Origin of the sequence: Proteus sp. TJ1640, assembly GCF_003144445.1 — a bacterium.
In the GTDB taxonomy this organism is placed as follows: Bacteria; Pseudomonadota; Gammaproteobacteria; order Enterobacterales; family Enterobacteriaceae; genus Proteus; species Proteus penneri.
Map to the genome: position 1 here is coordinate 331,273 of NZ_PENY01000027.1, position 24,380 is coordinate 355,652.

Consider the following 24,380-nt stretch of genomic DNA (forward strand, 5'->3'; position numbering starts at 1 on the left):
TTTTAGATTAACAAAAAAAGAAGGCGGTCAAAACCGCCCTCTCTTTTATTTTTATTCAACTTTAATAACGCTATTAGATAGTTACCTAATATATTATAGATGTTGATTATACACCGTTTCACACGAATGGAGATAAAATATTATATCGTCATATAATCTGATACCCTGTTTTTATTCTAAAACGGGCACAACCTGACCAGTTCCATATGGATATCCACCATAACCGCCATATCCATTGTGATAACCCCACCAATATGGGCCATCTCCATAATATCCCCATGTCATAACAGGTGCTGGCATAATGACTTGCTGTGTCAGTGTCCAACGTTTCATACCCGTCACATCTATACGTAAAAATGGATAAGTGGCCTCACCTACTTTGCCTGATTCAACACCTTTGATAGTACCAACAACTGTTACATACTGATTTTTATAATCGGTAGGATCTAAGAAATGCATAACATTAGCATAGAGACGCCCAATAGAAGGCTGTCGCAATTCGGGTGCTGCATCATATTGAGAAAGAGGCATAACAGCAATCTCTAGCTGTGTTGATGATTGAAGATTTTTAACATCAATCACACGTCCGCCAAAACGCCCTTCTTGACCAATATAAAGCTCAGGTGCAACAAAAACTCTATTTAAATCAGTAACAGGCGTTGCTGATGTACCTTTTATTGATTCAGGTATAGAGACGCATCCCGCCAGAAACAAAGCACCAGATAGAAATAGCGCTTTGCTTACCAAACGGTAGTTTAATTGTCTGTTCATAAACCACCTCATTGCAAGTCAATATTAACGTTACTCTATAATAATATTATAGCTTAGCTTTTAGGCCTCTAATAGATACTCATAAATTTATTCACGGCCAGGCAGTTTTTTCCACGTCACTTCATTACGTAAATAAACAGGTTCAGCGTCTTCAACTTTCGTTGCTTTACCTTTATGCCAAGCGTTTACAGCAAGGGGTAACATATCTTGTGCAGCAGGAAGCGTAATTTCAGTTTCAACAACAGTAAAAGGCAGCGTCTCTTTTAAATCAGGGTAAGCTTGCCAGCCTGTACCTGCCATTGCCCATGTTCCCATCGTTGATTGTAATGTTTCAATAAATTGTTCAGGTTTCATCACCGCTTCAGTGTCTTCTCCCACCCAAACACCTGCATCATTACGCTGATATCGAGCGCAATAAATTTCACCCATACGCGCATCTATTGCTACGAGAACTTGTTTAATACCCGTTGTTCTAAAGACACCTTCAGCCATTGTGGCAAGTGATGAAATGCCAATCATTGGCAATTCAGCACCTAACGCAATACCTTGTGCAACCCCCACCCCAATACGAACGCCAGTAAAACTTCCTGGACCTCGACCAAAAGCAAGTGCATCTAATGATTGTAATGTGATATTTGCTTCTTCTAAGGCGCTTTTCACCATAGGTAAAATCTTTTGTGTATGTTCACGAGGAGAAATCTCAAAACGTGAAGCAACAACGCCTTCATTCCAAACTGCAACTGAACAAGATTCTGTCGCAGTATCAATTGCTAAAATTCGCAGTGACACGCCATAACTCCGGCAAATTCGATAATTAAAAGAGGAAGAATAATATCATAATAGTGTTCAACAGAATAAACACACATTCTGTGCGATCGCTATTATGAATCCGATATTTCTTGTATTTCATTCTGCTGTGCGCGTTGGCTCAAAAATTTCATTGTTTTTTCGAGTGAGCGTGTTCGTGGTGATGAAGGTAAACTGCTTAAAAAAACCTCGCCATATGCACGAGAAACCAATCTATCATCACACACTATAATTGCGCCATAATCGTGCACATCACGAATTAATCGTCCAACACCTTGTTTTAAACTAATGACAGCATCAGGAATTTGGACATCTCTAAAAGCATCTCCGCCCCGCAACTCACAATCTTCAATACGAGCCCTTAATAAAGGATCATCAGGTGCAGTAAAGGGTAATTTATCAATGATCACACAAGACAGTGTATCGCCACGTACATCAACACCTTCCCAAAAACTTTGGGTCGCAACTAAAAGCGCATTTCCTGATGAGACAAATTTTTGCAGTAATTGTGTTTTACTCATCTCACCTTGCATCAATACGGGTAATGGCAAACTGGCTTTAAACTCTTCAGCAAGTCCACGCATCATGACATGCGAAGTACAGAGAAAAAAACAGCGACCTTGGTTTTTTAAAATAACAGGCGTTAGCATAGTAGCTAAACGTTTCGCCGTATACGGTTGATTTAATGGTGGCAAATAACGTGGTACACAGAGTAATGTTTGATGTTGATAATCAAACGGGCTGTTTAAAATTAGTGTTGTCGCATTTTCTAAGCCCAATCTATCTGTGTAATAAGACATCTGCTCATTCACAGAGAGTGTTGCCGAGGTAAATACCCAACTACTTTTATGTGATTTAATTAATTCACGAAATTTATCAGCGACAGAAAGTGGCGTAATAGCCAGTAAGAAATGGCGACCGTAACTTTCAAACCAGTAGCTATAACCCGGAATTGAGGTATCAATCAAACGTTTTAAGCGATTGCGATAAACAGTGGCTCGTTCAAAAGCACTATCGAGTAATTGGCTTCGCCCTAACGAAAGTTTCATTACGTCATAACTCAGTTCTAAAGCATCATCCAGTAACGTAAGAAAACGTTTTGTTTCACCACCTTGTAGCAGTTCACGTAAATTCCCTCGATAACCTGTTTCACCTAATACTAAACGAAAATCCATTACCATTTGAGTTAATCGATCGGCACTTTTTTGCAACTGAGCTTGCTCACGGACTTCTGTACGGTAAGCCACGGTCATATCTCTGGCGAGATCAAGAAGCTGTCTACTGGTAAGCTGTTGCCCAAAATAGTGGCTAGCAATATCTGGAATTTGATGAGCTTCATCAAAAATCATAATTTCAGCTTCCGGAATTAGCTCACCAAAACCGGTATCTTTAACGACCGTATCCGCCATAAATAAATGGTGATTAACGACGACAATATCTGCATCCATTGCTTTTTTACGTGCGCTCAGAACATAGCACTCTTTATAGCGAGGACAATCACTTCCTAAACAGTTATCGTTAGTGCTCGTGACTAATGGCCAAACTCGGCTATCTTCCGCAACACTATGACAACGGCTAACATCACCATCTTCGGTCTGTGTTGACCATTGTCGTACATACATGACATCAGACAAAACTTCGGCTTCAAGATCACCACCACTAAGCATTTGCTGATCAAGTCGTTCTAGACAGAGATAGTTAGAACGCCCTTTTAATAACGCGGTGTTACCATCATAATTAATCGCTTCAATGATTGTGGGTAAATCTCGACTATATAATTGATCTTGTAAGGCTTTAGAACCTGTTGAGATGATGGTTTTTTTACCCGAACGTAACGCAGGCACAAGATAAGCATATGTTTTTCCTGTACCTGTACCCGCTTCAACGATAAGTACACCTTGCTTATCAATAACTTCCGTTATTGATTTCGCCATTTGTCGTTGAGCTTCACGGGGATGAAATCCAGGAATAGTGCGGGTTAAAATCCCGTTTTCTGCAAAATCGTCTGACACAGGCATACTCTTTTTATAAAATAAGACGTAAATTATGCCAGTGGATAGCCTAAAGTACCACCTACGCCGTTAATACAAAGGAGAAATCATAATGACAATTAAGCGTATCGACCCTGAAGATCGCTGGTCCGAAGCCGTAATTCATAACGACACAATTTATTACACTGCAGTGCCAGAAAATTTATCAGACGATATTATTGAACAAACAGCAGACACATTAGCGGCAATTGACGTTTTGTTACAGCGTGTAGGTTCTGATAAAACTAAAATTCTTGATGCGACAATCTTTTTAGCTGATAAAGCCGATTTTGAAGGTATGAATCAAGCATGGGATGCTTGGGTTGCTAAAGGTAGTGCGCCTGTACGTTGTACTGTGCAAGCACAATTAATGCACCCTGAGTATAAAGTCGAAATTAAAATTATTGCGGCAATGTGAAAATATTTAATAAGCACCTACTTTTATAGGTGCTTATTTTCTTTGATTTAACTTGTTTTTATAATGTTATTTTAATTCAGGGATCCTACTTTTTATTGTCTCAGCATGACAACTATATATTTTCGCTAATTTTTCATCGCTACCTTCAGAGGTGACTTTTCCACAAATAAGATCTTTATTTTTTATCCACTGACGTTGACCTAATAATAAAGCTTTTCTTTGTTCACTACTTAAACTTTGCCATTTATTATTTAATTCAGCATCTGCTGTAAGAAAATCTTGTTTTGCTTGAGAAAGTGAAAGTACTTGTGTTTCTTGCATTTCTTGCAAAGCTTGTCTTTGACGACGAACTTCTTGTTGTTCCAATGCTTGTTGACGTAGTGATTCTTGTTCTGCTTGTTGATCTAATAATTGTTGTTGACGAAGCTCTTCTTGTTTCTTTTGTAATTCTTGTTCTTGCTGTTGTTGCAATATTCTTTGTTGTTCTTTAATTGGTTTTATTATAGATAAAGTGGAAATAAAAGCAGCACCATTAGAAATACTATTTCTTGGAGCAATATTTACAAATACAGTTTTATTATCATCAGTTGGTTGAGCGCTATAATCTATTCTCGCAGAGAAAGTATTCGCGTTTTGCTCTAATGATAAGGTTTCAAGGGTTTTATCAAGATTGCTCTTGAATTCAATACGATAATAATCATGTAATGTTTCATAATTATTTGCTGGTATGGTCATTGACACCATTGCAGAACATGATTTCATCGTACTATTAGGATCATTCGCCTTAGTCATTATTTCTGACACATTAAAGCTAATTTCTTCTAACGTTGCTCGTTTTAATTGATTTGTGACATCAGAGTAATTACTTGTTTGGCGAGAAATTTCTTCTAGTGTTGTTTTTTTCAAAGCATCCATAAAAGAAGATTGTGTTAATTCTGAAGAACAACCGATAGGTTCTGTTTTTTCACCACAAGCTGTTAGTAATAAAGGAAAGCATAAAGCAATATATTTTAGTTTCATTGTCATTTTCCGATAATCTCAAATAATCACATTTTAAAGTAAGAATAGTTAAATATATTTTATATTAAATATATTTAATTTCACTTTATTTAACTGCTATCAGAAACACAAATTTGACTAAAAAAATAATATGATAATATCTTAGATATAAAATAAAGGGCTGAATTCAGAAAACTCAGCCCTTTGTTGTTTTCTAATTTTATTGTGATACTTACCTTGTTGCCCTTACCTATTCATTACTCATTAAGTTAGTTAGATTTAGGCAAATTTAATCATTACCATCCCAACCAGTAATAATATAATTCCACCCCATCCTTTATAATTGAGTCGTTGATTAAATAAAATCCAACCGGCGGCGATAGTTGCAATAATTCCGAATGCCCCCCAAAGTGCATAAGCAACTGAAAGTTCTATCCCTTTAACAGCCATTGCCAGTGCACTAAAGGCACCTAACACACAAACCAGTGATAATATTCCTAATCCCATTCGGCTAAAGCCGTTAGACATTTTTAAGAATATATTCGCAACAATCTCAAGCACTACGGCAAGTATTAGGAATGCACCATGCCACCATTCAAATTGAGCTAACATAATTAAGCCTCCTTGATATTAGCAGGAATTGGCTTATTTGCTCCTTTTACAGCACTGGCAACGTGCTTAGCTTTACCGGCGATACTTTTTACCGAATCAGTTGTTTTCTTAGCAACAGTCGATTTTTTAGTACCTGATTTGATAAGCGTGATCCCTGCAATTAACATCGCTAGACCACCTAATTTTAATGGTGACAGCGATTCACCAAACCACAGCACGCTGAATGTCGTAATAATGACAATTCCAATACCTTCCCATAGTGCATATGCTACACCTAATGCCACTTTCTTAACGGCTATGGCTAAAAAGATATAGGAAGTGGCAATCATTAACCACATCACTATCATACCGGTGTAACCACCGCTTACACTGGCGTACTTCATTGATAAAGTACCGATAACTTCACAAACGATTGCTAATGCTAAAAATATCCAATAAATCATTTTTCATCTCTCATACACATTTGAAATACGCCGAAACGTTTCTTGCGCAGGAAGATAGAGAATATGTAGATAGTCTTTCTGGCGGCAATAAAGGCCGAACGTTAAGGCAACGTCATTTCCTGATTGCGTCAGGAATTAAGATGAGAGATTTCTATAATGCGCCACACCAGTAGTGTTCGCTGGATAAAATAGCAGAAAGGAATAACTTATAGGTAGAACGTTTAACTTTGACGCTTTTGGCGCTAGTCATGATTATTTATTCTTTCATCGCACAGACCATCCGCACGATATACTCCGAACCCTCATATAAGATGGTTAAATGTTACATCATATTTCTATCATGCCAAATTATTTAAAGCAATGCCTTTTCGCAAAATATTTTTGTTAATTGATTGGTTTTATTTAAGTTTTAGTTTCTAGCCAAAATCAGATTGCATAGTTAATCAACAGTTTTACGCTCCTTCAGTAGTTTTATTCATCTAAATTGCTGGAATTATGCTTAAAGGTGTTTAGCTGATACAAAAACACCCAGCATAACTGGGTGTTTTCTCTTGAAAATGGACAATCAAAACCAATTATTCAATTTCATTCCATGAACGACCATCACGAGTGATCATTGCAACAGATGCAACAGGCCCCCATGTACCCGCTTGGTAAGGTTTAGGCAGCTCATTATCGCATTCCCATGCATTGATAATTGAATCAACCCATTTCCATGCTTCTTCTACTTCATCACGACGCACGAACAACGCTTGAATGCCACGCATGGCTTCTAACAATAAACGCTCGTAAGCATCTGCTAAATGCGTTTGATTGAATGTTTCCGAGAAACTCAAGTCAAGCTTAGTTGTTTGTAAACGGTGTTTATGATCGAGTCCTGGCGCTTTATTTAGCACTTCGATATCGATCCCTTCATCTGGCTGTAAACGTATAGTCAGTTTATTTTGTGGTAACTCTTGATAAGTCTCACTGAAAATATTCAGCGCAGGTTTTTTAAAATAAACCACAACTTCTGAACATTTACTTGGTAGACGCTTACCTGTTCTTAAATAGAACGGAACACCAGCCCAACGCCAATTATCGATATCAGCACGAATTGCCACAAATGTTTCTGTATTGCTGGTTTTATTGGCACCTTCTTCATCAAGATAACCGGGTACTTTTTTACCCTGTACAAAGCCGCCAGTATATTGTCCACGAACCGTTTTTTCGCGAATATTTGTGTTATCAATACGGCGTAATGAACGTAAAACTTTCACTTTTTCTTGACGAATACTGTCAGCAGTTAAATCAGCTGGTGGAGACATCGCAATCATAGTCAGGATTTGTAATAGGTGATTTTGCACCATATCACGCATTTGGCCTGCTTGATCAAAATATCCCCAACGCCCTTCAATACCCACTTCTTCTGCAACTGTAATTTGGACATGATCAATCGTTTTATTGTCCCAGTTGTTAACAAAAAGGGAATTGGCAAAACGAAGAGCTAGAAGGTTTAATACCGTTTCTTTACCTAAATAGTGGTCAATACGATAAATTTGGCTCTCTTTAAAGTATTTTGCCACACTATCATTAATAGAAACTGAAGAGGCTAAATCTGTCCCTAATGGTTTTTCCATTACGACGCGATTTGGCTCTTTATTTAATTTTGCATGACCTAATCCCTGACACATTGCACTAAAGGTACTAGGTGGCATCGCAAAATAGTAGATAGCAGGTAACTTATCTTGTTTTAGGTGTTTTGATAATTCAATAAAATGGTCTGTTTCATTGACATCAAGATTACAAAAATCGAGACGATCACTTAAACGTTGCCAAATTTCAGGATTAATTTCTTCTTTTAAAAAGGTTTTTAACGCTTCATGAGCGACATTTTTATATGCCTCAACATCCCAATCAGCACGGCCGACACCAATAATACGAGAGTCAGGGTGAATATATCCTGCTTTTTCCAATTGATATAATGATGGAATGAGCTTACGGCGTGCTAGATCCCCTTTCGTACCGAAGATAACCAGATCACAGGCCTGAGCAGTCGATATCGCTGCCATAGAACGTCTCCTCATGATGAGATTTTGTAATTTTGTTACAGAATTTTGTATTAATGTACTCTTTTGGATGTATTCAGTAAATACACTTGCACATTTTAGTCTCTAACTTACCACACATATTGTAATGCTTCATTTTATGACCCATGTTTTTATCTTTTCTTGTAACTTTACTACAGTTTTGTTTCTTGTTTTCAGTATTGAAAGTTAGACACACGTCATACTTTAACGAAAAAAGCCCTGTTTACCGATGGTTTACACTGCAAGCCTTGTTCTTTGCGTAGTATATTTTCATAAAACCGTTATAGATTTCTCCTTTTATTGAAATTGGCAAAGCCAAGGATCTGTATATTTAATGAATATATTGGAAAGGGTTCAGTCTAATCTGGACATCTTGAGTAAATCAGAAAAAAAAGTCGCCGAGGCTGTTTTAACTGCGCCACAAACAGTTATCCATTCAAGTATTGCCTTAATGGCTAAAACGGCTGATGTCAGTGAACCGACTGTTAATCGATTTTGCCGACGCATGGCAACAAAAGGATTTCCTGATTTCAAATTACAATTAGCACAAAGCATTGCTAACGGCACGCCTTATGTAAATCGTAATATTGATGATTCCGATACGGTCTCTTCTTATACCAATAAAATTTTTGAATCTGCAATGGCGGGACTTGAGGACGTTAAAAATAATATTGATATCGCCGCAATCAATCGTGCAGTTGATATTTTGACGCAAGCTAAGAAAATCTCTTTTTTTGGCTTAGGCGCATCAGCGGCGGTAGCTCACGATGCCATGAATAAGTTTTCTCGTTTTAATATTCCTGTCACTTACTTTGATGACGTTGTTATGCAACGTATGAGTTGCATAAATAGCACTGATGGTGATGTGGTCGTTGTTATTTCCCATACAGGACGCACTAAAAATCTCATTGAAATAGCTAAAATTGCGCGTGAAAACGATGCCGCAGTAATTGCTATTACGACACCTGGCTCACTTTTAGCCTCTGAAGCCACCCTCCCTATTTTACTTGATGTGCCTGAAGATACTGATATCTACATGCCAATGATCTCTCGCCTTGCACAACTCACTATTATTGATGTTCTCGCAACAGGATTTATTTTACGCCGAGGACCAAAATTCAGAGATAACTTGAAGCGCGTCAAAGAAGCTTTACGTGATTCACGGTTTGATAAGTAACCGTTTTTAATTATTCTGTTAGTATTGTCACACTTACGATTGTGCCCCTGACTAGATAACTTTTTGAAAAATGGTAGCATATCTGCGAGCTAACTCTCGCATATACTGAAAACAGTAGTGTATGTTGCAATTAGCTTGAAGCGTTTCACTTAACATATTGGGCAAAACACAGTCTGATTTCTGTTTTATCCAATTGCCAACACCTTTCGTTCAAGGTCAACGGAGTAATACATGTCCAGACGGCTCAGAAGAACAAAAATTGTTACCACCTTAGGCCCAGCAACAGATCGTGATAATAACCTAGAAAAAATTATTATTGCTGGTGCGAATGTTGTTCGATTAAATTTCTCTCATGGTTCTGCGGAAGATCATCTTGCTCGCGCAAATCGTACACGTGAAATTGCTGCAAGATTAGGTCGCCATGTTGCTATTCTTGGGGATTTACAAGGCCCTAAAATCCGTGTATCTACCTTTAAAGATGGAAAAGTTTTCCTGAATGTCGGTGATAAATTCTTACTTGATGCAGCACTCGAAAAAGGCGAAGGTAATCAAAATCAAGTGGGTATTGATTATAAAGGCTTACCAGCCGATGTAGTTCCAGGTGATATTTTACTTCTTGATGATGGTCGAGTTCAGTTAAAAGTCCTCAAAGTAGATGGTTTAAAAGTCTTTACTGAAGTGACTGTCGGAGGCCCATTATCTAACAATAAAGGCATTAATAAGCTCGGTGGAGGCCTCTCTGCTGATGCATTAACAGAAAAAGATAAGCAAGATATTATCACCGCTGCAAAAATCGGTGTTGATTACCTTGCTGTTTCATTCCCAAGAACGGGCGAAGATCTTAACCTTGCTCGCCGTTTAGCTCGTGATGCAGGCTGTGAATGCCAAATAGTTTCAAAAGTAGAGCGCGCTGAAGCAGTTGCTAATGATGAAATCATTGATGAAATCATTCTTGCTTCGGATGTAGTTATGGTTGCTCGTGGCGATTTAGGCGTTGAAATAGGTGATCCTGAGTTAGTTGGCGTACAGAAAAAATTAATTCGTCGTGCTCGTCAGCTTAATCGGGTCGTTATCACTGCCACTCAAATGATGGAGTCAATGATAACAAATCCAATGCCAACCCGTGCCGAAGTAATGGATGTTGCTAACGCCGTATTAGATGGTACTGATGCCGTTATGCTTTCGGCAGAAACTGCAGCAGGACAATATCCAGCAGAAACAGTCGCTTCAATGGCACAGGTCTGCTTAGGCGCTGAAAAAATGCCAGCGGCTAATGTTTCTAAGCATCGCTTAGATATGGTGTTTGATACCGTGGAAGAAGCCATTGCGATGTCTACCATGTATGCTGCTAACCATATGAAAGGCGTTAATGCTATTATTGCGATGACAGAATCAGGTCGTACTGCACGCATGATGTCTCGTATCAGTACTGGTTTACCTATTTTCTCAATGTCTCGCCATGAGAAAACATTAAACCAAACGGCACTTTATCGTGGCGTGACCCCTGTTTATTGTAGTACGCATACTGATGGTATTGCTGCGGCTAATGAAGCAATAGGTCGTTTACGTGATAAGGGTTTCTTAGTCTCTGGTGATTTAGTGTTAGTCACTCAAGGTGACCTTATGGGTACAATCGGCAGCACTAATACATGCCGTATTTTAACTGTTGAATAATACCGAGTTGTCAATCTTAATAGCAAAATGGGCACTTAATTAAGTGCCCGTTTTTATATTGACTTATTAGCTGACTAATCCAATATATTTTCACGAGCGTAAGGCTCTATTTCGCCCTCTTTACGTGTCTTCAGTAATTTTAAGATCCACGTATATTGCTCTGGTGTCGGTGTCACGAGTGCTTCTAACTCTTCATTCATTCTGCGTGCAATGTACGTATCATCTTTATCTTCAATATCATCCATTGGTTCACGAATAATAATGTGAAGCTGATGTGTTTTATGACAATACACTGGAAACAACGGTACAATAGCCGCTCGGCATACTTTCATTAACCGCCCAATCGCAGGTAATGTCGCCTTATAGGTACCGAAAAAATCCACAAATTGACTGTGCTCAGCTCCATGATCTTGATCTGGCAGATAATAGCCCCAGTAACCTTGTCGCACAGAAGAAATAAAAGGCTTAATACCTGCTTCGCGGGAATGTAATCGACCGTCAAAATGATGACGGGCTTTATTCCATAAATAATCAGCCACGGGATCTTTTTGGTGGTGAAACATCGCCGCCATTTGCTGGCCTTTAGCGGCCAATAACATGGCAGGAATATCAACTGCCCAGCCATGAGGCACCATAAAAATAACATTACGGCCTTGCTCTTTAAAACGTTCGATGATCTCTAAGCCCTGCCAGCTTGTTCGTTTTAATATGTGCTCAGGCCCTCTTAAACAAAGCTCTGCCAACATCACAAAGGATTGAGGTGCAGTTTCAAACATGCTGTCGAGTACATTTTCACGCTGCGTTTTATTCCATGTTGGAAAACAGTATCTCAAGTTGATATCTGCACGACGTCTTGCGCTTTTCGCTTTACGTCCAACAAAACGACCAATAGCAGCAAGAAATGGATCACGCCACTTTACTGGCATATAAGCTAAAACACTTAATACACCTGCACCTAACCATGTTCCCCAATGACGAGGATGCAAATAAGCACAGTGAAAAGTGGGTACATAACCCGCTTTGCTATCTGTATCTTTTTCTTTATTCATCAGATAACTCTCTGAATTGATACCCTAAATAGGCGTAAAAAACATTAAAACAAAAACGGATGATATCAATCATCCGCTTTTATGTCTTTAAAATCATGTTTATTGTCAATCAGCTAGCACTAATTGAGGTTTAATCTCTTTTACTTTAGCAAGATATTCTTGTTTATCTTTACCCGTTAAACCATCAGCTCGAGGCAACGTTGCCGTTAGTGGATTGACTGCTTGTTGGTTGATCCACAGCTCATAGTGCAAATGAGGCCCAGTAGAACGACCGGTATTCCCTGATAAGGCAATTCTATCGCCACGTTTAACACGTTGCCCAGGTTTTACTAATAATTGACGTAAATGCATATAACGTGTCGTGTATTGGCTGCCATGACGAATAGCGATAAAGTTACCCGCAGCACCACTGTATTTCGCAACAATAACTTCACCATCCCCTGTTGCTAATACGGGGGTTCCTACTGGCATAGCAAAATCGACACCTTTATGAGCAGCTAAACGTCCCGTAACAGGATTAATACGACGAGGATTAAATTGAGAGGAAACTCTAAACTGCTTCACTGTTGGGAAGCGCATAAATCCACGCTCTAATCCACCAGCTTGGCTATCGTAAAAACGACCATCTTCAGCAAGGAATGCATAATAATCTTTACCAGCACTACGTAAACGCACACCAATAAGTTCACTTTGCTCTGTACGACCATCAAGCACTTCACGAGAAAAAAGTGCAGCAAATTGATCGCCACTTTGTAGTTTTTTAAAGTCTACTTGCCATTGCAATGCTTTAGTCACTGCACGAGCTTCTGAATTAGTTAAACCTGCATTTGTTGCGCTAACAGAGAAACTACCACGAATAACACCGCTGGTAACGCTGTTCTTCCATTCTCCTTTTTGAAACTCTTTTGTTTCTTTGAATCCTGTTTCTGTTCGGGTATAAACGCGAGTTTCACGACGAGAAACACCCCAGTTTAATTCTTGAAGTAACCCATTATCATCAAGTTCCCAGCTAATTGATTGTCCAATCTTGAGATTTCTGAGATCTTTATTTTGATTAGAAATAGTTGCGATATCAGAAGAATCAATACCAAACTGAGTCAATATTGAACTTAGTGAATCACCACTAGAGACAATATAAGTATGAGGGACTTGTGCAACTGCAGTGCTTGTATCTGTACCATCTTCCGCACCAACCAACCCTTCATCAGTAAGTTGATCACTACTGTCAGTGATAATGTCATCTGTATTTTCACTTTGTACTGCTGAAGGCATTTGAATACTGACAGGAACTTCTCGGCTTTGCTCATTTTGAAGAACCACTGGTCGCCAAATTGCGACGGCCAGTGTTGCTGCAGTTAATGAACCAAGCATGATTTTATGTGGGAGTGGTAAACTTAAATATACCTGTGCAATGGATTTCTTCTGCTGCACGTTATTAATTCCTTATTGTGTTTCATTCAGGCAGCTCGCATATTGGTTAGCTAGTTGGGTAAGGAATTTTATATAGCTCTCTTGAGTCAGAGCAATCCCACTTCCTAGGGGATCTAATACACCCATTTTAACCCCAGTGCCTTTCGCCACTGTTTCTATTACCGTCGGCCTAAATTGTGGCTCAGCAAAAATGCAGGTTGCTTTTTGCTCAACCAACTGTGTTCGTATTTGATGTAATTTCTGTGCACCCGGCTGTATTTCAGGGTTGATAGTAAAATGACCTAACGGCTTTAAATTATAATGTTTTTCGAAGTAGCCATAAGCATCATGAAAGACAAAATAACCCTTATTTCTCACAGGCGACAGAATATTAACAAGATTCTTATCAGTTTGCTTGAGTTGTTCGCTGAATTTACCTAGGTTTACGTCCAGAAGTTCTTTTTTATCTGGATAGAGTGTAATTAACCTTTCGTGGATCTGTTTTGCAGACGACAACGCAATTTCTGGTGATAACCAGATGTGCATATTATAATCACCGTGAGAATGATGTTCGTGATTTTCCTCATGTTTATGCACATTGTCACCTTCATCTTTCAATAAAAGCGACTTTATTTCTTTAGTTTCCGTTAAAGCCAACTTATGATTGTCAGTAAGCCTATTTAATGGCTTATCTAAAAACACTTCCATATCAGGCCCCACCCATACCATCAGGTCTGCGGAGGTGATTTTTTTCAAATCAGAAGGTTTTAATGCATAATCGTGTGGAGATGCCCCATCTGGCAATAAAACTTCTGTTGGTGTTACCCCATCAGCGATAGCTGCCGCAATAAATCCTAATGGCCTAATGGAAACGACGACATCAGCCTGCACTGAAGCACTGAATGAGCTTATCATCGCTGTCGTTAAAAATGATTTCAATAAAAAACGATGCGCAAATTTGTTGTTTTTATGTAACATAGGAAGAATTCTCGTGAATCATCATTGGGAATGTTATATTATAACGTTTCAATGATTCTGCAAGTGCTAATTTTATGTCTGACTTGATTTGTTTAAAATCGGTTTGTGTTTCTTTTGGTGAAAGAGAAATTTTAAAAGATATCTCTTTTGATCTAAAGGCAGGCCGTATTCTTACTTTACTTGGCCCTAATGGTGCCGGTAAATCTACCGTTATCCGTTTAGTTCTTGGTTTATTAAACCCAACCTCAGGAAAAGTTGTGCGTCAAAACGCGCTACGAGTGGGCTATGTGCCACAAAAACTTTATCTCGATCCCACTATGCCACTCACCGTTAAACGGTTTATGACACTAAAACCGGGTGTTCATGATAAAGATATTCTCCCCGCTTTAGAACGCGTTAATGCGGCTAAATTAATCGATCAGCCTATGCAGAAACTTTCTGGTGGTGAGTCTCAACGTGTATTGTTAGCAAGAGCCTTACTTAACCAGCCCCAACTTTTAGTTTTAGATGAACCCACTCAAGGTGTTGATGTTAATGGCCAATTAGCACTTTATGATTTAATTAATCAGCTTCGCCACGAATTAGGTTGTGCGATCTTGATGGTTTCTCATGATCTTCATCTTGTGATGGCAAAAACAGACGAAGTCCTCTGTTTAAATGGCCATATTTGCTGTTCGGGCACACCTGACGTTGTTTCTTCACACCCTGAATTTATTGCCATGTTTGGAAGTCGTGGTGCTGAGCAACTTGGTATTTATCGTCATCATCATCAGCATAGTAAGGAGTGTCGTCATGATTGAGTTGCTGTTACCGGGTTGGATTGCTGGTATGCTCTTAGCAATGGCGGCAGGCCCTTTGGGCTCTTTTGTCGTTTGGCGCCGTATGTCTTATTTTGGTGATACACTAGCGCACGCCTCACTACTTGGTGTTGCTTTTGGTTTGCTGTTTAATATCGAGCCTTTTTATGCTGTTATTGCCGTTACACTTCTTCTTGCTATTTTATTAGTGTGGTTAGAATTAAAACCACAACTTTCTGTTGATACTCTTTTAGGGATCATGGCACACAGTGCGCTTTCTTTAGGGCTTGTGGTTGTGAGTTTAATGTCCAATGTGCGCGTTGATTTAATGGCATACCTATTTGGTGATTTGCTCTCAGTTAACTATCAAGATGTCATTAGTATTTTTATTGGCGTTGTGATTGTTTTATGTGTGATTATCCGTTCATGGCGTCCATTGCTTTCCATGACAATTAATCAAGATATGGCATTTGTTGATGGTGTAAATATTCAGCGAGAACGCTTAAAACTAATGATGATCACTGCACTAACCATTGGTTTAGCCATGAAATTTGTTGGAGCATTAATTATCACCTCACTGCTCATTATTCCTGCCGCAACGGCACGTCGTTTTGCGCGCTCACCAGAACAAATGGCTCTGATTGCAATCGCTGTTGGTATGTTGGCAATTACTGGCGGTTTAACCTTCTCTGCTTTCTATGATACTCCTGCTGGCCCTTCGGTGGTGTTAGCTGCGAGTTGCCTATTTATCTTAAGTTTATTTGCACCCGCTAAACAGTAATCGAAATATAAAATAAGATTTCATGTAAAAAATAACCCTCACTATTAATTTCTAGTGAGGGTTATTTTTAATGATTAATTATCGATTTATTGTGAGGAAATTAATCTTCCATAATCCGATTAAAATGACGATAAGCATGATTAGTGGCAACACGGCCTCGTGGTGTGCGCTGAATAAAACCTTGCTGGATTAAATAAGGCTCTAATACGTCTTCTATAGTTTCACGCTCTTCACCAATAGCTGCTGCAAGGTTATCTAATCCTACTGGGCCACCCATAAATTTATCGATGATGGCAAATAGGAGTTTACGATCTAAATAATCAAAACCTGCCGCATCCACATTCAACATATCAAGCGCTTTAGAAGCAATTTCTTCATCAATAGCACCATTGCCTTTTACTTGGGCAAAGTCTCTCACACGGCGCAACAATCGGTTAGTAATGCGCGGAGTGCCTCGTGAACGCATAGCAATTTGACGAGCCCCCTCATCTGTCATCTCTAGTCCCATAAAACTAGCACTACGAGAAACAATGTGTTGAAGATCGTCAACATGATAAAACTCGAGGCGTTGAACAATACCAAAACGGTCACGCAATGGTGATGTTAAAGAACCCGCTCTTGTAGTTGCCCCTACTAAGGTAAATGGAGGTAAGTCAATTTTAATTGAACGAGCCGCAGGCCCCTCACCAATCATGATATCAAGTTGATAATCTTCCATTGCTGGGTAAAGAATTTCTTCGACAACAGGTGAAAGACGATGGATCTCATCAATAAATAATACGTCGTGAGGCTCAAGGTTAGTTAGCATAGCCGCGAGATCACCCGCTTTTTCAAGTACAGGGCCTGATGTCGTACGTAAATTAACCCCCATTTCATTAGCAATAATATTTGCCAATGTGGTTTTACCTAATCCGGGAGGTCCGAAGATTAGCAAATGATCGAGTGCATCATGACGCAATTTAGCCGCCTGAATAAAAATCTCCATTTGTTCTCGAACTTGCGGTTGCCCAACATATTCGGCAAGAGATTTAGGGCGAATAGCCCTATCAATAATTTCTTCTTCAGGTTGTTGAATTTCTGCTGAAATCAGGCGATCTGCTTCAATCACAATGTGTTACTCCTAAATAGCCGCGCGTAACGCTTCTCTGATAAGCGTCTCACTATCTGTACCCAGTTTTGCCACTTTGCTGATCATTTTTGCAGCTTCTTGTGGTTTATAGCCTAACGCGATTAATGCAGCAGAGGCTTCGGCTTCAATATCAGCCGCTTTTGGCGCTTTAGATGGAGTGCTTTCTGGTAACTCGATATCACTATTTTCGAATAAATCACCATTAAGGCCTTTAAAGCGATCTTTCATTTCAACCACTAAACGCTCGGCTGTTTTCTTACCGACACCCGGTAATTTTACTAATGAAGAGATAGATTCATTTTCAATCGCTGTCACAAATTGGCGAGCCGACATACCCGATAAAATAGCGAGTGCTAGTTTTGGGCCGACGCCATTGACTTTAATTAATTCACGAAAGAGTGCACGCTCTTGTTTTTGGTTAAAACCATAAAGTAATTGAGCATCTTCACGTACGATAAATTGCGTATAGATAATGGCTTCTTGGCCAATATCAGGCAGTTCATAAAAACAGGTCATTGGCATATTGATTTCATAACCCACACCATTACCTGCCTCGATTAGCACCACTGGTGGCTGTTTTTCAAGAATAATTCCTCTGATACGACCTATCACCCTAACGCCTCCGCAAAAATAATTACGTCAAGTTTATAACATAAAAAAAGCTGGACGTATATCCAGCTTGTGAAAAACCAAAGACATTTACCAAGATAACAACTTATCTTAACCGACCTCGCGTTAAAACCAGACGCGGATCACCTACACGTAATAAATTTTGGTTAAAGTGACAATGTGTAATTGCAATCGCCAACGCATCGGCAGCATCTGATTGTGGTGCGGCAGATAATTTTAATATTGAACGAACCATATGCTGTACTTGGCTTTTTTCGGCTGCACCCGTACCCACAACGGTCTGTTTGACTTGACGAGCGGCATATTCAAAAACAGGAAGATCGTTATTAACGGCAGCAAGTATTGCTACACCACGCGCTTGCCCAAGTTTAAGTGCAGAATCGGCATTTTTAGCCATAAATACTTGTTCAACCGCAAACACATCTGGCGAAAATTGAGTAATGATTTCGCTAACACCAGCATAAATACGTTTAAGTCGATTAGGAAGGTCGGGAACTTGTGTGCGAATACAACCACTTCCCAAATAGATAAGTTGTCGCCCTTGCTGTCGAATTACGCCATAGCCTGTAACACGCGAACCGGGGTCTATACCTAGAATGATAGCCATATCAATTCCTGTTGCCGATATGGTCGATGGCGAGAGAAAAGAGCAAAAAAATCTGCTCTGCTCTTCTCTTCGCACTTTTAATAACAGCGTTAAACACCGTTATTTTCGATAATCGTTAGAACGATTACAGGATATCTTCCAGTTGTTTTGCAACTTCATCTGAGATATCACCGTTGTGATACACTTCTTGTACATCATCACTGTCTTCTAACATATCAATAAGACGCATTAATTTTGGTGCAGTTTCAATATCTAATTCTGCTTTAGTCGATGGGATCATTGAAACTTCGGCTGACTCAGCAACAAAACCTGCTGCATCCATCGCATCTTTTACTTCACCAAAAGATTCTGGTGTGGTGTAAACATCAATAGCGCCATCATCATAAGTTTCAACGTCATCCGCACCTGCTTCTAACGCAGCTTCCATAACAGCATCTTCATCAACACCCGGTGCGTAAGAAATAACACCTTTTTTGGTGAAAAGATAAGAAACTGAACCATCCGTTCCTAAGTTACCACCTGTTTTGGTAAATGCATGGCGAACATCGGAAACAGTACGGTTACGATTATCACTTAAGCATTCAACCATCACAGCAGTACCCGCAGGGCCATAGCCTTCATAGATGATAGTTTCCATATTATCATTTTCATCATTACCCACACCGCGTGCAATCGCACGGTTTAAGGTGTCACGAGTCATGTTGTTTGATAATGCTTTATCAACTGCCGCACGTAAACGCGGGTTAGTTGCAGGATCACCACCACCTAAACGTGCTGCTGTAACTAATTCACGGATGATTTTAGTGAAAATTTTACCGCGTTTCGCATCTTGCGCTGCTTTACGGTGTTTTGTATTGGCCCATTTACTATGACCTGCCATGAAATATCTCCAAACGTGGTCTAATCATTAAATAACAAATTCTTCAATCGCTTGCTGATTACTGGCGGATTTTGTTAGTTTTGCCGCCAGTGGCGCGTCTAGCCATTGGTATTGAGAATGCTCAGTTAGCACAATATCTCGCTCTGCGGGTAGTGCTAACGTAAACCAATGCTCCTGACAATGAGTAACATCGGGTGCATAACGATGCCGAAAATGTGCAAAAATTTCAAAAATAATTGAGTGATGGCAATCCACCAACTCAAGATTTTCTTTTATGATATCAATTCCAACTTCTTCTTGCACTTCACGCAACGCCGTTTGAAAAGGGGTTTCGCCCTCTTCTAAACTGCCAGTCACAGATTGCCAGAAATCAGGATCATCTCGACGCTTTAGCATAAGCACCCGTTTACTCTCTTTTGCATAAATAACAACTAAAACGGATATCGGGCGCTTATATTTCATCATTTACTCTTTATCTTCGCTAACTTCTTTTTGAGTTACTGCAATCGCTAGCTCTTTTAAAGCATCTTCATTAGCAAAGCTTGGTGCATTAGTCATTAAACACGCTGCAGCTGTTGTTTTAGGGAATGCAATAACATCACGAATGTTATCAGTACCCGTTAACAACATCACTAAACGGTCTAAACCAAAGGCTAAACCTGCATGTGGCGGCGTACCAAATTTAAGAGCCTCTAATAAGAAACCAAATTTCTCTTGTTGCTCATTCGGTGCAATACCTAAAATACCAAATACCGCTTGTTGCATTTCATTACGGTGAATACGTACTGAACCGCCACCTACCTCATAACCATTAATAACCATATCATAAGCATTTGCCACAGCACCGACTGGGTGTGCAGTCAATTCAGCTGGTGATAAGTCTTTTGGTGAAGTAAATGGATGGTGCATTGCACTTAAACTACCGGTTTCTTCATCTTCTTCAAACATTGGGAAATCGATAACCCATAATGGTTTCCATGCATTTAAGTCAGTCAGTTCAAGATCACGACCCACTTTCAAACGCAAAGCACCCATTGCATCACTCATAGTGCCTTTACGACCCGCACCAAAGAAGATTAAATCGCCATCCGTTGCACCCGTTGTTTCTAAAATAGCGTTAACAACATCATTAGTCAGGAATTTGGCAATTGGGCTTTGTACCCCTTCAATGCCTTTAGCACTTTCGTTGACTTTCATCCACGCAAGGCCTTTAGCGCCGTAAATGCTAACAAATTGGGTATATTCATCGATATTTTTACGAGTTAATGATGCACCACCAGGTACACGCAATGCAATAACACGGCATTTTTCATCGTTGGCTGCTTGTGCAAACACACTGAACTCAACATCTTTGACTAAATCAGCAATATCTTTGAGTTCCATTGGGTTACGTAAATCAGGTTTGTCTGAACCATAACGACGCATTGCTTCAGCAAAGGTCATGACAGGGAACGCACCTAAATCGACATTAAGAATATCCAACCATAATGCGTGGATCATACGCTCCATCACTTCGCGCACTTGATCTGCACTCATGAAAGAGGTTTCAACATCGATTTGTGTAAATTCAGGCTGACGGTCGGCACGTAAGTCTTCATCGCGGAAGCATTTTACGATTTGATAGTAACGATCAAAGCCAGACATCATTAACAGCTGTTTAAAAAGCTGTGGTGATTGTGGTAATGCGTAGAATTTACCTTTGTGTACACGACTTGGTACTAAATAGTCACGCGCACCTTCTGGTGTCGCTTTTGTCAGCATAGGGGTTTCAACATCAAGGAAACCTTCACCATCCATAAAACGGCGAACAAAGCTTGTGATTTTAGCTCGGGTTTTTAAGCGATCTGACATTTCTGGGCGACGCAGGTCTAAATAACGATAAGTTAAACGACGCTCTTCAGTATTTGTTTGATTGCTATCTAACGGTAATGGCTCTGAACGGTTAAAAATAGACAGAGATTCTGCCGCTAACTCAATTTCACCTGTTGCCATATTTTTATTAACTTGGCTATCAGGGCGAGCGCGTACTGTTCCTGTGACTTGAATACAAAATTCATTACGCAGTTCTGAAGCCTGAGAAAATGCCTCTTTCTGCTCTGGGTCAAAGAAGACTTGAACAATACCTTCGCGATCTCGCATATCAATAAAGATAAGCCCACCTAAATCACGGCGACGGTTAACCCAACCACAAAGAGTCACTTTTTGGCCCACATGGGCGCTATTCAACTGCCCACAATAATTAGTACGCATACAATATCCTTTTACTCAGCTTGTTGTGCTTTCTGCTGCGGAAATTTTGGCAATAGTCTTTTTCGAGTAGTGTCAAAAAAAAGGCAGACATTATAACGAAAATTCTTTCCGGAGATAAGAGTATAGACCTAGTTTATATGATACATCTTTTCAAGGATTTGCTAATCCCCAAACAATTAATTAATAATAATTATTTATAGCGACAGAAGTCGCTTTGAGGTTTATCATTAATTCGCCGTTTTTTGGCTTTGGCAATGGAGAAAAGATGGTTAGCTCGCTTTATATCATACTGGGCGCACTGTTATTGATTAAATTGTCCCTCAATGTCGTAAAACTCAGAACACAATATCGGGTTGCTTATGGCGATGGTGGCTTTTATGAATTACAAACAGCCATCCGTGTTCACGGCAATGCAGTAGAATATATCCCCATTTCCATGATCTTATTGCTGGTGATGGAAATGAATGGTGCTTTTGTTTGGATGGTACACATCTGTGGCTCAATTTTAATCGTAGGTCGCTTTTTACACTCTTATGGATTAAAACATCGAGAACTTAGCTGGCGTCGTTCAGGAATGGCAGCCACTTACTTATCAATGGTATTGATGATCATTGCTAATATTTATTTCCTTCCTTGGATACAAATCTTTTCCTTTTATTACTAAGTCCTCGTGGGAATAACATGATCATCCATGATCAAAACCGACATCCTTGCTGTTGTGTCTAATAACGGCAAGGTATCAAAAAGGTTTATTTATTTTTTCCAATTTCTTTCTAAATAATGCAACTTTGTGAGCACCGTCGCTTCTGGTAGAATGCGTGCTTCTTTTATTCCTTAAATCTATTTCAGTTATGTCGAATTCAAAATCATCACAACAAGACAGCTTATTTGCGACACCTATTGCTAACCTTGGTGACTGGCGCTTTGATGAAAAAGTCGCCGAAGTGTTTCCGGATATGATAAAACGCTCAGTACCCGGTTACTCAAATATCATCTCCATGATTGGTATGCTTGCCGGCCGCTTTGTTACGCCCAATAGTCAAGTCTATGATTTAGGCTGTTCTTTAGGTGCAGCAACCCTTTCTATGCGTCGTAATATTGATGTAACAGGCTGCAAAATTATTGGTGTTGATAATTCACCGGCTATGATAGAACGTTGTCAACGCCATATTGATGCCTATAAAGCAGATACCCCCGTCGATATTATTGAGGGGGATATTCTTGATATTGAGATCAATAATGCCTCAATGGTCGTGCTTAACTTCACCTTACAATTCTTAGCACCAAGCGATCGCCAAATATTATTAAACCGCATTTACCAAGGCCTTAACCCCGGTGGTGTGTTAGTACTTTCTGAAAAATTCAGTTTTGAAGATAAAGAAATTGGTGAATTGTTGTTTAATATGCACCATGATTTCAAACGTGCTAACGGTTACAGCGAATTAGAAATTAGCCAAAAACGTAGCATGTTAGAAAATGTTATGCTGACAGACTCTGTTGAAACCCATAAAACTCGCTTGCATAATGCGGGCTTCCCTCATGCAGAAGTTTGGTTCCAATGTTTTAATTTCGGCTCTCTTTTAGCGATTAAAGGCAATAACTAATGATTAATTTTGGCTCGTTCTATCAACTTATTGCGCAAGATGAGCGCTTATTTCATTGGTTAGATACATTACCTGCTCAATTATCAGAATGGCGCTCAAATGCGTTACACGGTCACTTTTCTTCATGGGAAAGAATGCTCGATGGTTTGCCCGAAATAACCCCTACAGAACTTGATTTAAAAAATGGAGTAATTGCCAATAAAACACCTACATTAAGCGCTGGCGAACAACTGGGTTTAAATAATATTCTGAAATCCTTAATGCCATGGCGAAAAGGCCCATTCTCTCTTTATGGGGTCAATATTGATACAGAGTGGCGTTCAGATTGGAAATGGGATCGTGTTTTACCCCACCTTTCTCCTCTTGAAGGCCGTTTAGTATTAGATGTCGGTTGTGGCAGTGGCTATCACATGTGGCGAATGCTAGGTGAAGGTGCTCAGTTTGTTGTGGGAATCGATCCTACTCAACTTTTTTTATGCCAATTTGAAGCCGTCAGAAAATTATTAGGGAATGATCAACGTGCACATTTAATTCCTGTTGGTATTGAACAAATGCCGGAATTAAAAGCCTTTGATACCGTATTCTCAATGGGTGTACTTTATCATCGTCGTTCACCGCTTGATCATTTATGGCAATTAAAAAATCAATTAGTTTCGGGCGGTGAGTTAGTATTAGAAAGCCTCGTTGTGGATGGTGATGAGTTTCAATGTCTGATCCCTGGTGAACGTTATGCACAAATGCGTAACGTGTATTTTATTCCATCGGCAAAAATGCTAAAAGTTTGGCTAGAGAAATGTGGCTTTAAAGATGTGCGTATTGTCGATGAAAACACAACCTCTCTGGATGAACAACGTAAAACAGATTGGATGATAACGGATTCATTAGAAGCATTCTTAGATGTTAATGATAAAACCAAAACCGTTGAAGGTTATCCCGCACCTAAACGTGCGATATTAATTGCCACTAAGCCTTAATCTTTTATCTAAATTTAAAGGGATATCAAGTTATTCAATATCCCTTTCTTTCATAATATTCATCTTGATTTTTATTAAAGATACCTTATACGCCCTCTTATTTGCGGATAAACAATTAAAGAAATCTATGGCAAAGACACCAAAGAGCAAAGTTGCAACTCAAAAAAAATAACACAGAAAAAACAACACGCTCTTTTACAAAAGAATAAGCGTCAGAAATATAATGATCCTATCTTTTCGTCCTTTGTCGAAACCACATCATCAAAACGCCCCCATTAACGCCCCAATATT

General features: G+C 39.4%; 25 protein-coding genes. 9 read left to right on the plus strand and 16 right to left on the minus strand.

Features of this window, described 5'->3' with window-relative positions:
* Positions 1 to 171: 171 nt before the first annotated feature.
* From DK861_RS13875 to DK861_RS13885, 3 genes are all read right to left on the minus strand, one after another.
* Entirely contained in the window at positions 172 to 771 is a 600-nt protein-coding gene (locus DK861_RS13875) for a Slp family lipoprotein (RefSeq protein WP_109400502.1), read from the minus strand.
* An 87-nt stretch (positions 772 to 858) separates the two neighbouring features.
* Positions 859 to 1,560: a tRNA (adenosine(37)-N6)-threonylcarbamoyltransferase complex dimerization subunit type 1 TsaB gene (gene tsaB, locus DK861_RS13880; protein ID WP_006536621.1), complete on the minus strand. Its 702-nt coding sequence runs from the start codon at positions 1,558 to 1,560 to the stop codon at positions 859 to 861.
* A gap of 92 nt (positions 1,561 to 1,652) precedes the next feature.
* On the minus strand, positions 1,653 to 3,596 hold the full coding sequence (locus DK861_RS13885; protein WP_109400503.1) for an ATP-dependent DNA helicase: 1,944 nt from the start codon (positions 3,594 to 3,596) through the stop codon (positions 1,653 to 1,655).
* A gap of 85 nt (positions 3,597 to 3,681) precedes the next feature.
* On the opposite strand from DK861_RS13885, the gene DK861_RS13890 reads away from it, so the two are divergent.
* Complete coding sequence (locus tag DK861_RS13890) at positions 3,682 to 4,026, plus strand: RidA family protein (protein WP_109400504.1); 345 nt, start codon at positions 3,682 to 3,684, stop codon at positions 4,024 to 4,026.
* 66 nt (positions 4,027 to 4,092) lie between these two features.
* On the opposite strand, the gene DK861_RS13895 is transcribed toward DK861_RS13890, so the two are convergent.
* The 4 genes from DK861_RS13895 to zwf form a co-directional block, all read right to left on the minus strand.
* On the minus strand, positions 4,093 to 5,046 hold the full coding sequence (locus DK861_RS13895) for a lysozyme inhibitor LprI family protein (RefSeq protein WP_162556785.1): 954 nt from the start codon (positions 5,044 to 5,046) through the stop codon (positions 4,093 to 4,095).
* A 258-nt stretch (positions 5,047 to 5,304) separates the two neighbouring features.
* A complete protein-coding gene (gene mdtI / locus DK861_RS13900; protein ID WP_006536614.1) occupies positions 5,305 to 5,637 on the minus strand; it encodes a multidrug/spermidine efflux SMR transporter subunit MdtI in 333 nt (110 codons plus the stop codon).
* Between the two features lie 2 nt (positions 5,638 to 5,639).
* A complete protein-coding gene (gene mdtJ, locus DK861_RS13905) occupies positions 5,640 to 6,080 on the minus strand; it encodes a multidrug/spermidine efflux SMR transporter subunit MdtJ (protein WP_072064011.1) in 441 nt (146 codons plus the stop codon).
* 575 nt (positions 6,081 to 6,655) lie between these two features.
* On the minus strand, positions 6,656 to 8,131 hold the full coding sequence (gene zwf / locus DK861_RS13910) for a glucose-6-phosphate dehydrogenase (RefSeq protein WP_109397573.1): 1,476 nt from the start codon (positions 8,129 to 8,131) through the stop codon (positions 6,656 to 6,658).
* 352 nt (positions 8,132 to 8,483) lie between these two features.
* Here zwf and DK861_RS13915 point away from each other — a divergent pair, with 352 nt between their 5' ends.
* Complete coding sequence (locus DK861_RS13915; RefSeq protein ID WP_006536609.1) at positions 8,484 to 9,326, plus strand: MurR/RpiR family transcriptional regulator; 843 nt, start codon at positions 8,484 to 8,486, stop codon at positions 9,324 to 9,326.
* A 231-nt stretch (positions 9,327 to 9,557) separates the two neighbouring features.
* On the plus strand, positions 9,558 to 11,000 hold the full coding sequence (gene pyk, locus DK861_RS13920) for a pyruvate kinase (RefSeq protein WP_006536608.1): 1,443 nt from the start codon (positions 9,558 to 9,560) through the stop codon (positions 10,998 to 11,000).
* A 74-nt stretch (positions 11,001 to 11,074) separates the two neighbouring features.
* Here pyk and lpxM read toward each other — a convergent pair whose 3' ends face one another.
* The 3 genes from lpxM to znuA form a co-directional block, all read right to left on the minus strand.
* Positions 11,075 to 12,049 (minus strand): lauroyl-Kdo(2)-lipid IV(A) myristoyltransferase, encoded by a 975-nt coding sequence (lpxM, locus tag DK861_RS13925; protein ID WP_006536607.1) that lies wholly within the window; start codon positions 12,047 to 12,049, stop codon positions 11,075 to 11,077.
* Positions 12,050 to 12,154: 105 nt separating this feature from the next.
* Positions 12,155 to 13,480 carry a murein DD-endopeptidase MepM gene (gene mepM / locus DK861_RS13930; RefSeq protein WP_109400506.1) on the minus strand — a complete coding sequence of 442 codons (1,326 nt, stop codon included), beginning with the start codon at positions 13,478 to 13,480 and terminating at the stop codon, positions 12,155 to 12,157.
* Between the two features lie 12 nt (positions 13,481 to 13,492).
* Positions 13,493 to 14,437 carry a zinc ABC transporter substrate-binding protein ZnuA gene (gene znuA, locus DK861_RS13935; RefSeq protein WP_006536605.1) on the minus strand — a complete coding sequence of 315 codons (945 nt, stop codon included), beginning with the start codon at positions 14,435 to 14,437 and terminating at the stop codon, positions 13,493 to 13,495.
* 74 nt (positions 14,438 to 14,511) lie between these two features.
* Here znuA and znuC point away from each other — a divergent pair, with 74 nt between their 5' ends.
* Together znuC and znuB are read left to right on the plus strand one after the other, a co-directional pair.
* On the plus strand, positions 14,512 to 15,237 hold the full coding sequence (gene znuC / locus DK861_RS13940) for a zinc ABC transporter ATP-binding protein ZnuC (RefSeq protein ID WP_109400507.1): 726 nt from the start codon (positions 14,512 to 14,514) through the stop codon (positions 15,235 to 15,237).
* On the plus strand, positions 15,230 to 16,015 hold the full coding sequence (gene znuB / locus DK861_RS13945) for a zinc ABC transporter permease subunit ZnuB (RefSeq protein ID WP_109400508.1): 786 nt from the start codon (positions 15,230 to 15,232) through the stop codon (positions 16,013 to 16,015). The genes znuC and znuB overlap by 8 nt, the downstream gene beginning before the upstream one ends.
* A 100-nt stretch (positions 16,016 to 16,115) precedes the next feature.
* Here the strand turns inward: znuB and ruvB are convergent, their stop codons facing one another.
* The 3 genes from ruvB to ruvC all read right to left on the minus strand — a co-directional run bounded on the left by ruvB (position 16,116) and on the right by ruvC (position 18,381).
* Positions 16,116 to 17,123: a Holliday junction branch migration DNA helicase RuvB gene (gene ruvB, locus DK861_RS13950; protein ID WP_109397580.1), complete on the minus strand. Its 1,008-nt coding sequence runs from the start codon at positions 17,121 to 17,123 to the stop codon at positions 16,116 to 16,118.
* A 12-nt stretch (positions 17,124 to 17,135) separates the two neighbouring features.
* Positions 17,136 to 17,756 (minus strand): Holliday junction branch migration protein RuvA, encoded by a 621-nt coding sequence (ruvA, locus tag DK861_RS13955; RefSeq protein ID WP_072064017.1) that lies wholly within the window; start codon positions 17,754 to 17,756, stop codon positions 17,136 to 17,138.
* 103 nt (positions 17,757 to 17,859) lie between these two features.
* Positions 17,860 to 18,381: a crossover junction endodeoxyribonuclease RuvC gene (gene ruvC, locus DK861_RS13960; protein ID WP_006536599.1), complete on the minus strand. Its 522-nt coding sequence runs from the start codon at positions 18,379 to 18,381 to the stop codon at positions 17,860 to 17,862.
* Between ruvC and DK861_RS18590 the strand changes: the two genes are divergently transcribed.
* The gene (locus DK861_RS18590) at positions 18,371 to 18,493 is read left to right on the plus strand and encodes a hypothetical protein (protein ID WP_275425648.1); all 123 of its coding nucleotides are present in this window, start codon (positions 18,371 to 18,373) and stop codon (positions 18,491 to 18,493) included. The genes ruvC and DK861_RS18590 overlap by 11 nt on opposite strands.
* Before the next feature lie 12 nt (positions 18,494 to 18,505).
* Here the strand turns inward: DK861_RS18590 and DK861_RS13965 are convergent, their stop codons facing one another.
* From DK861_RS13965 to aspS, 3 genes are read right to left on the minus strand one after another with little or no spacing between them, the layout of a single operon-like run.
* A complete protein-coding gene (locus DK861_RS13965; protein WP_006536597.1) occupies positions 18,506 to 19,261 on the minus strand; it encodes a YebC/PmpR family DNA-binding transcriptional regulator in 756 nt (251 codons plus the stop codon).
* Between the two features lie 27 nt (positions 19,262 to 19,288).
* Positions 19,289 to 19,723 carry a dihydroneopterin triphosphate diphosphatase gene (gene nudB / locus DK861_RS13970; RefSeq protein ID WP_072064239.1) on the minus strand — a complete coding sequence of 145 codons (435 nt, stop codon included), beginning with the start codon at positions 19,721 to 19,723 and terminating at the stop codon, positions 19,289 to 19,291.
* Between the two features lie 3 nt (positions 19,724 to 19,726).
* Positions 19,727 to 21,511, minus strand: coding sequence for an aspartate--tRNA ligase (gene aspS, locus DK861_RS13975; RefSeq protein WP_072064018.1), 1,785 nt, complete (start codon positions 21,509 to 21,511; stop codon positions 19,727 to 19,729).
* A 265-nt stretch (positions 21,512 to 21,776) separates the two neighbouring features.
* On the opposite strand from aspS, the gene DK861_RS13980 reads away from it, so the two are divergent.
* The 3 genes from DK861_RS13980 (at position 21,777) to cmoB (ending at position 24,089) form a co-directional block, all read left to right on the plus strand.
* Entirely contained in the window at positions 21,777 to 22,175 is a 399-nt protein-coding gene (locus DK861_RS13980; RefSeq protein ID WP_109400510.1) for an MAPEG family protein, read from the plus strand.
* 187 nt (positions 22,176 to 22,362) lie between these two features.
* Positions 22,363 to 23,115 carry a carboxy-S-adenosyl-L-methionine synthase CmoA gene (gene cmoA / locus DK861_RS13985; RefSeq protein ID WP_072064240.1) on the plus strand — a complete coding sequence of 251 codons (753 nt, stop codon included), beginning with the start codon at positions 22,363 to 22,365 and terminating at the stop codon, positions 23,113 to 23,115.
* Positions 23,115 to 24,089: a tRNA 5-methoxyuridine(34)/uridine 5-oxyacetic acid(34) synthase CmoB gene (gene cmoB, locus DK861_RS13990; protein ID WP_109400511.1), complete on the plus strand. Its 975-nt coding sequence runs from the start codon at positions 23,115 to 23,117 to the stop codon at positions 24,087 to 24,089. The genes cmoA and cmoB overlap by 1 nt, the downstream gene beginning before the upstream one ends.
* Positions 24,090 to 24,380: the final 291 nt, after the last annotated feature.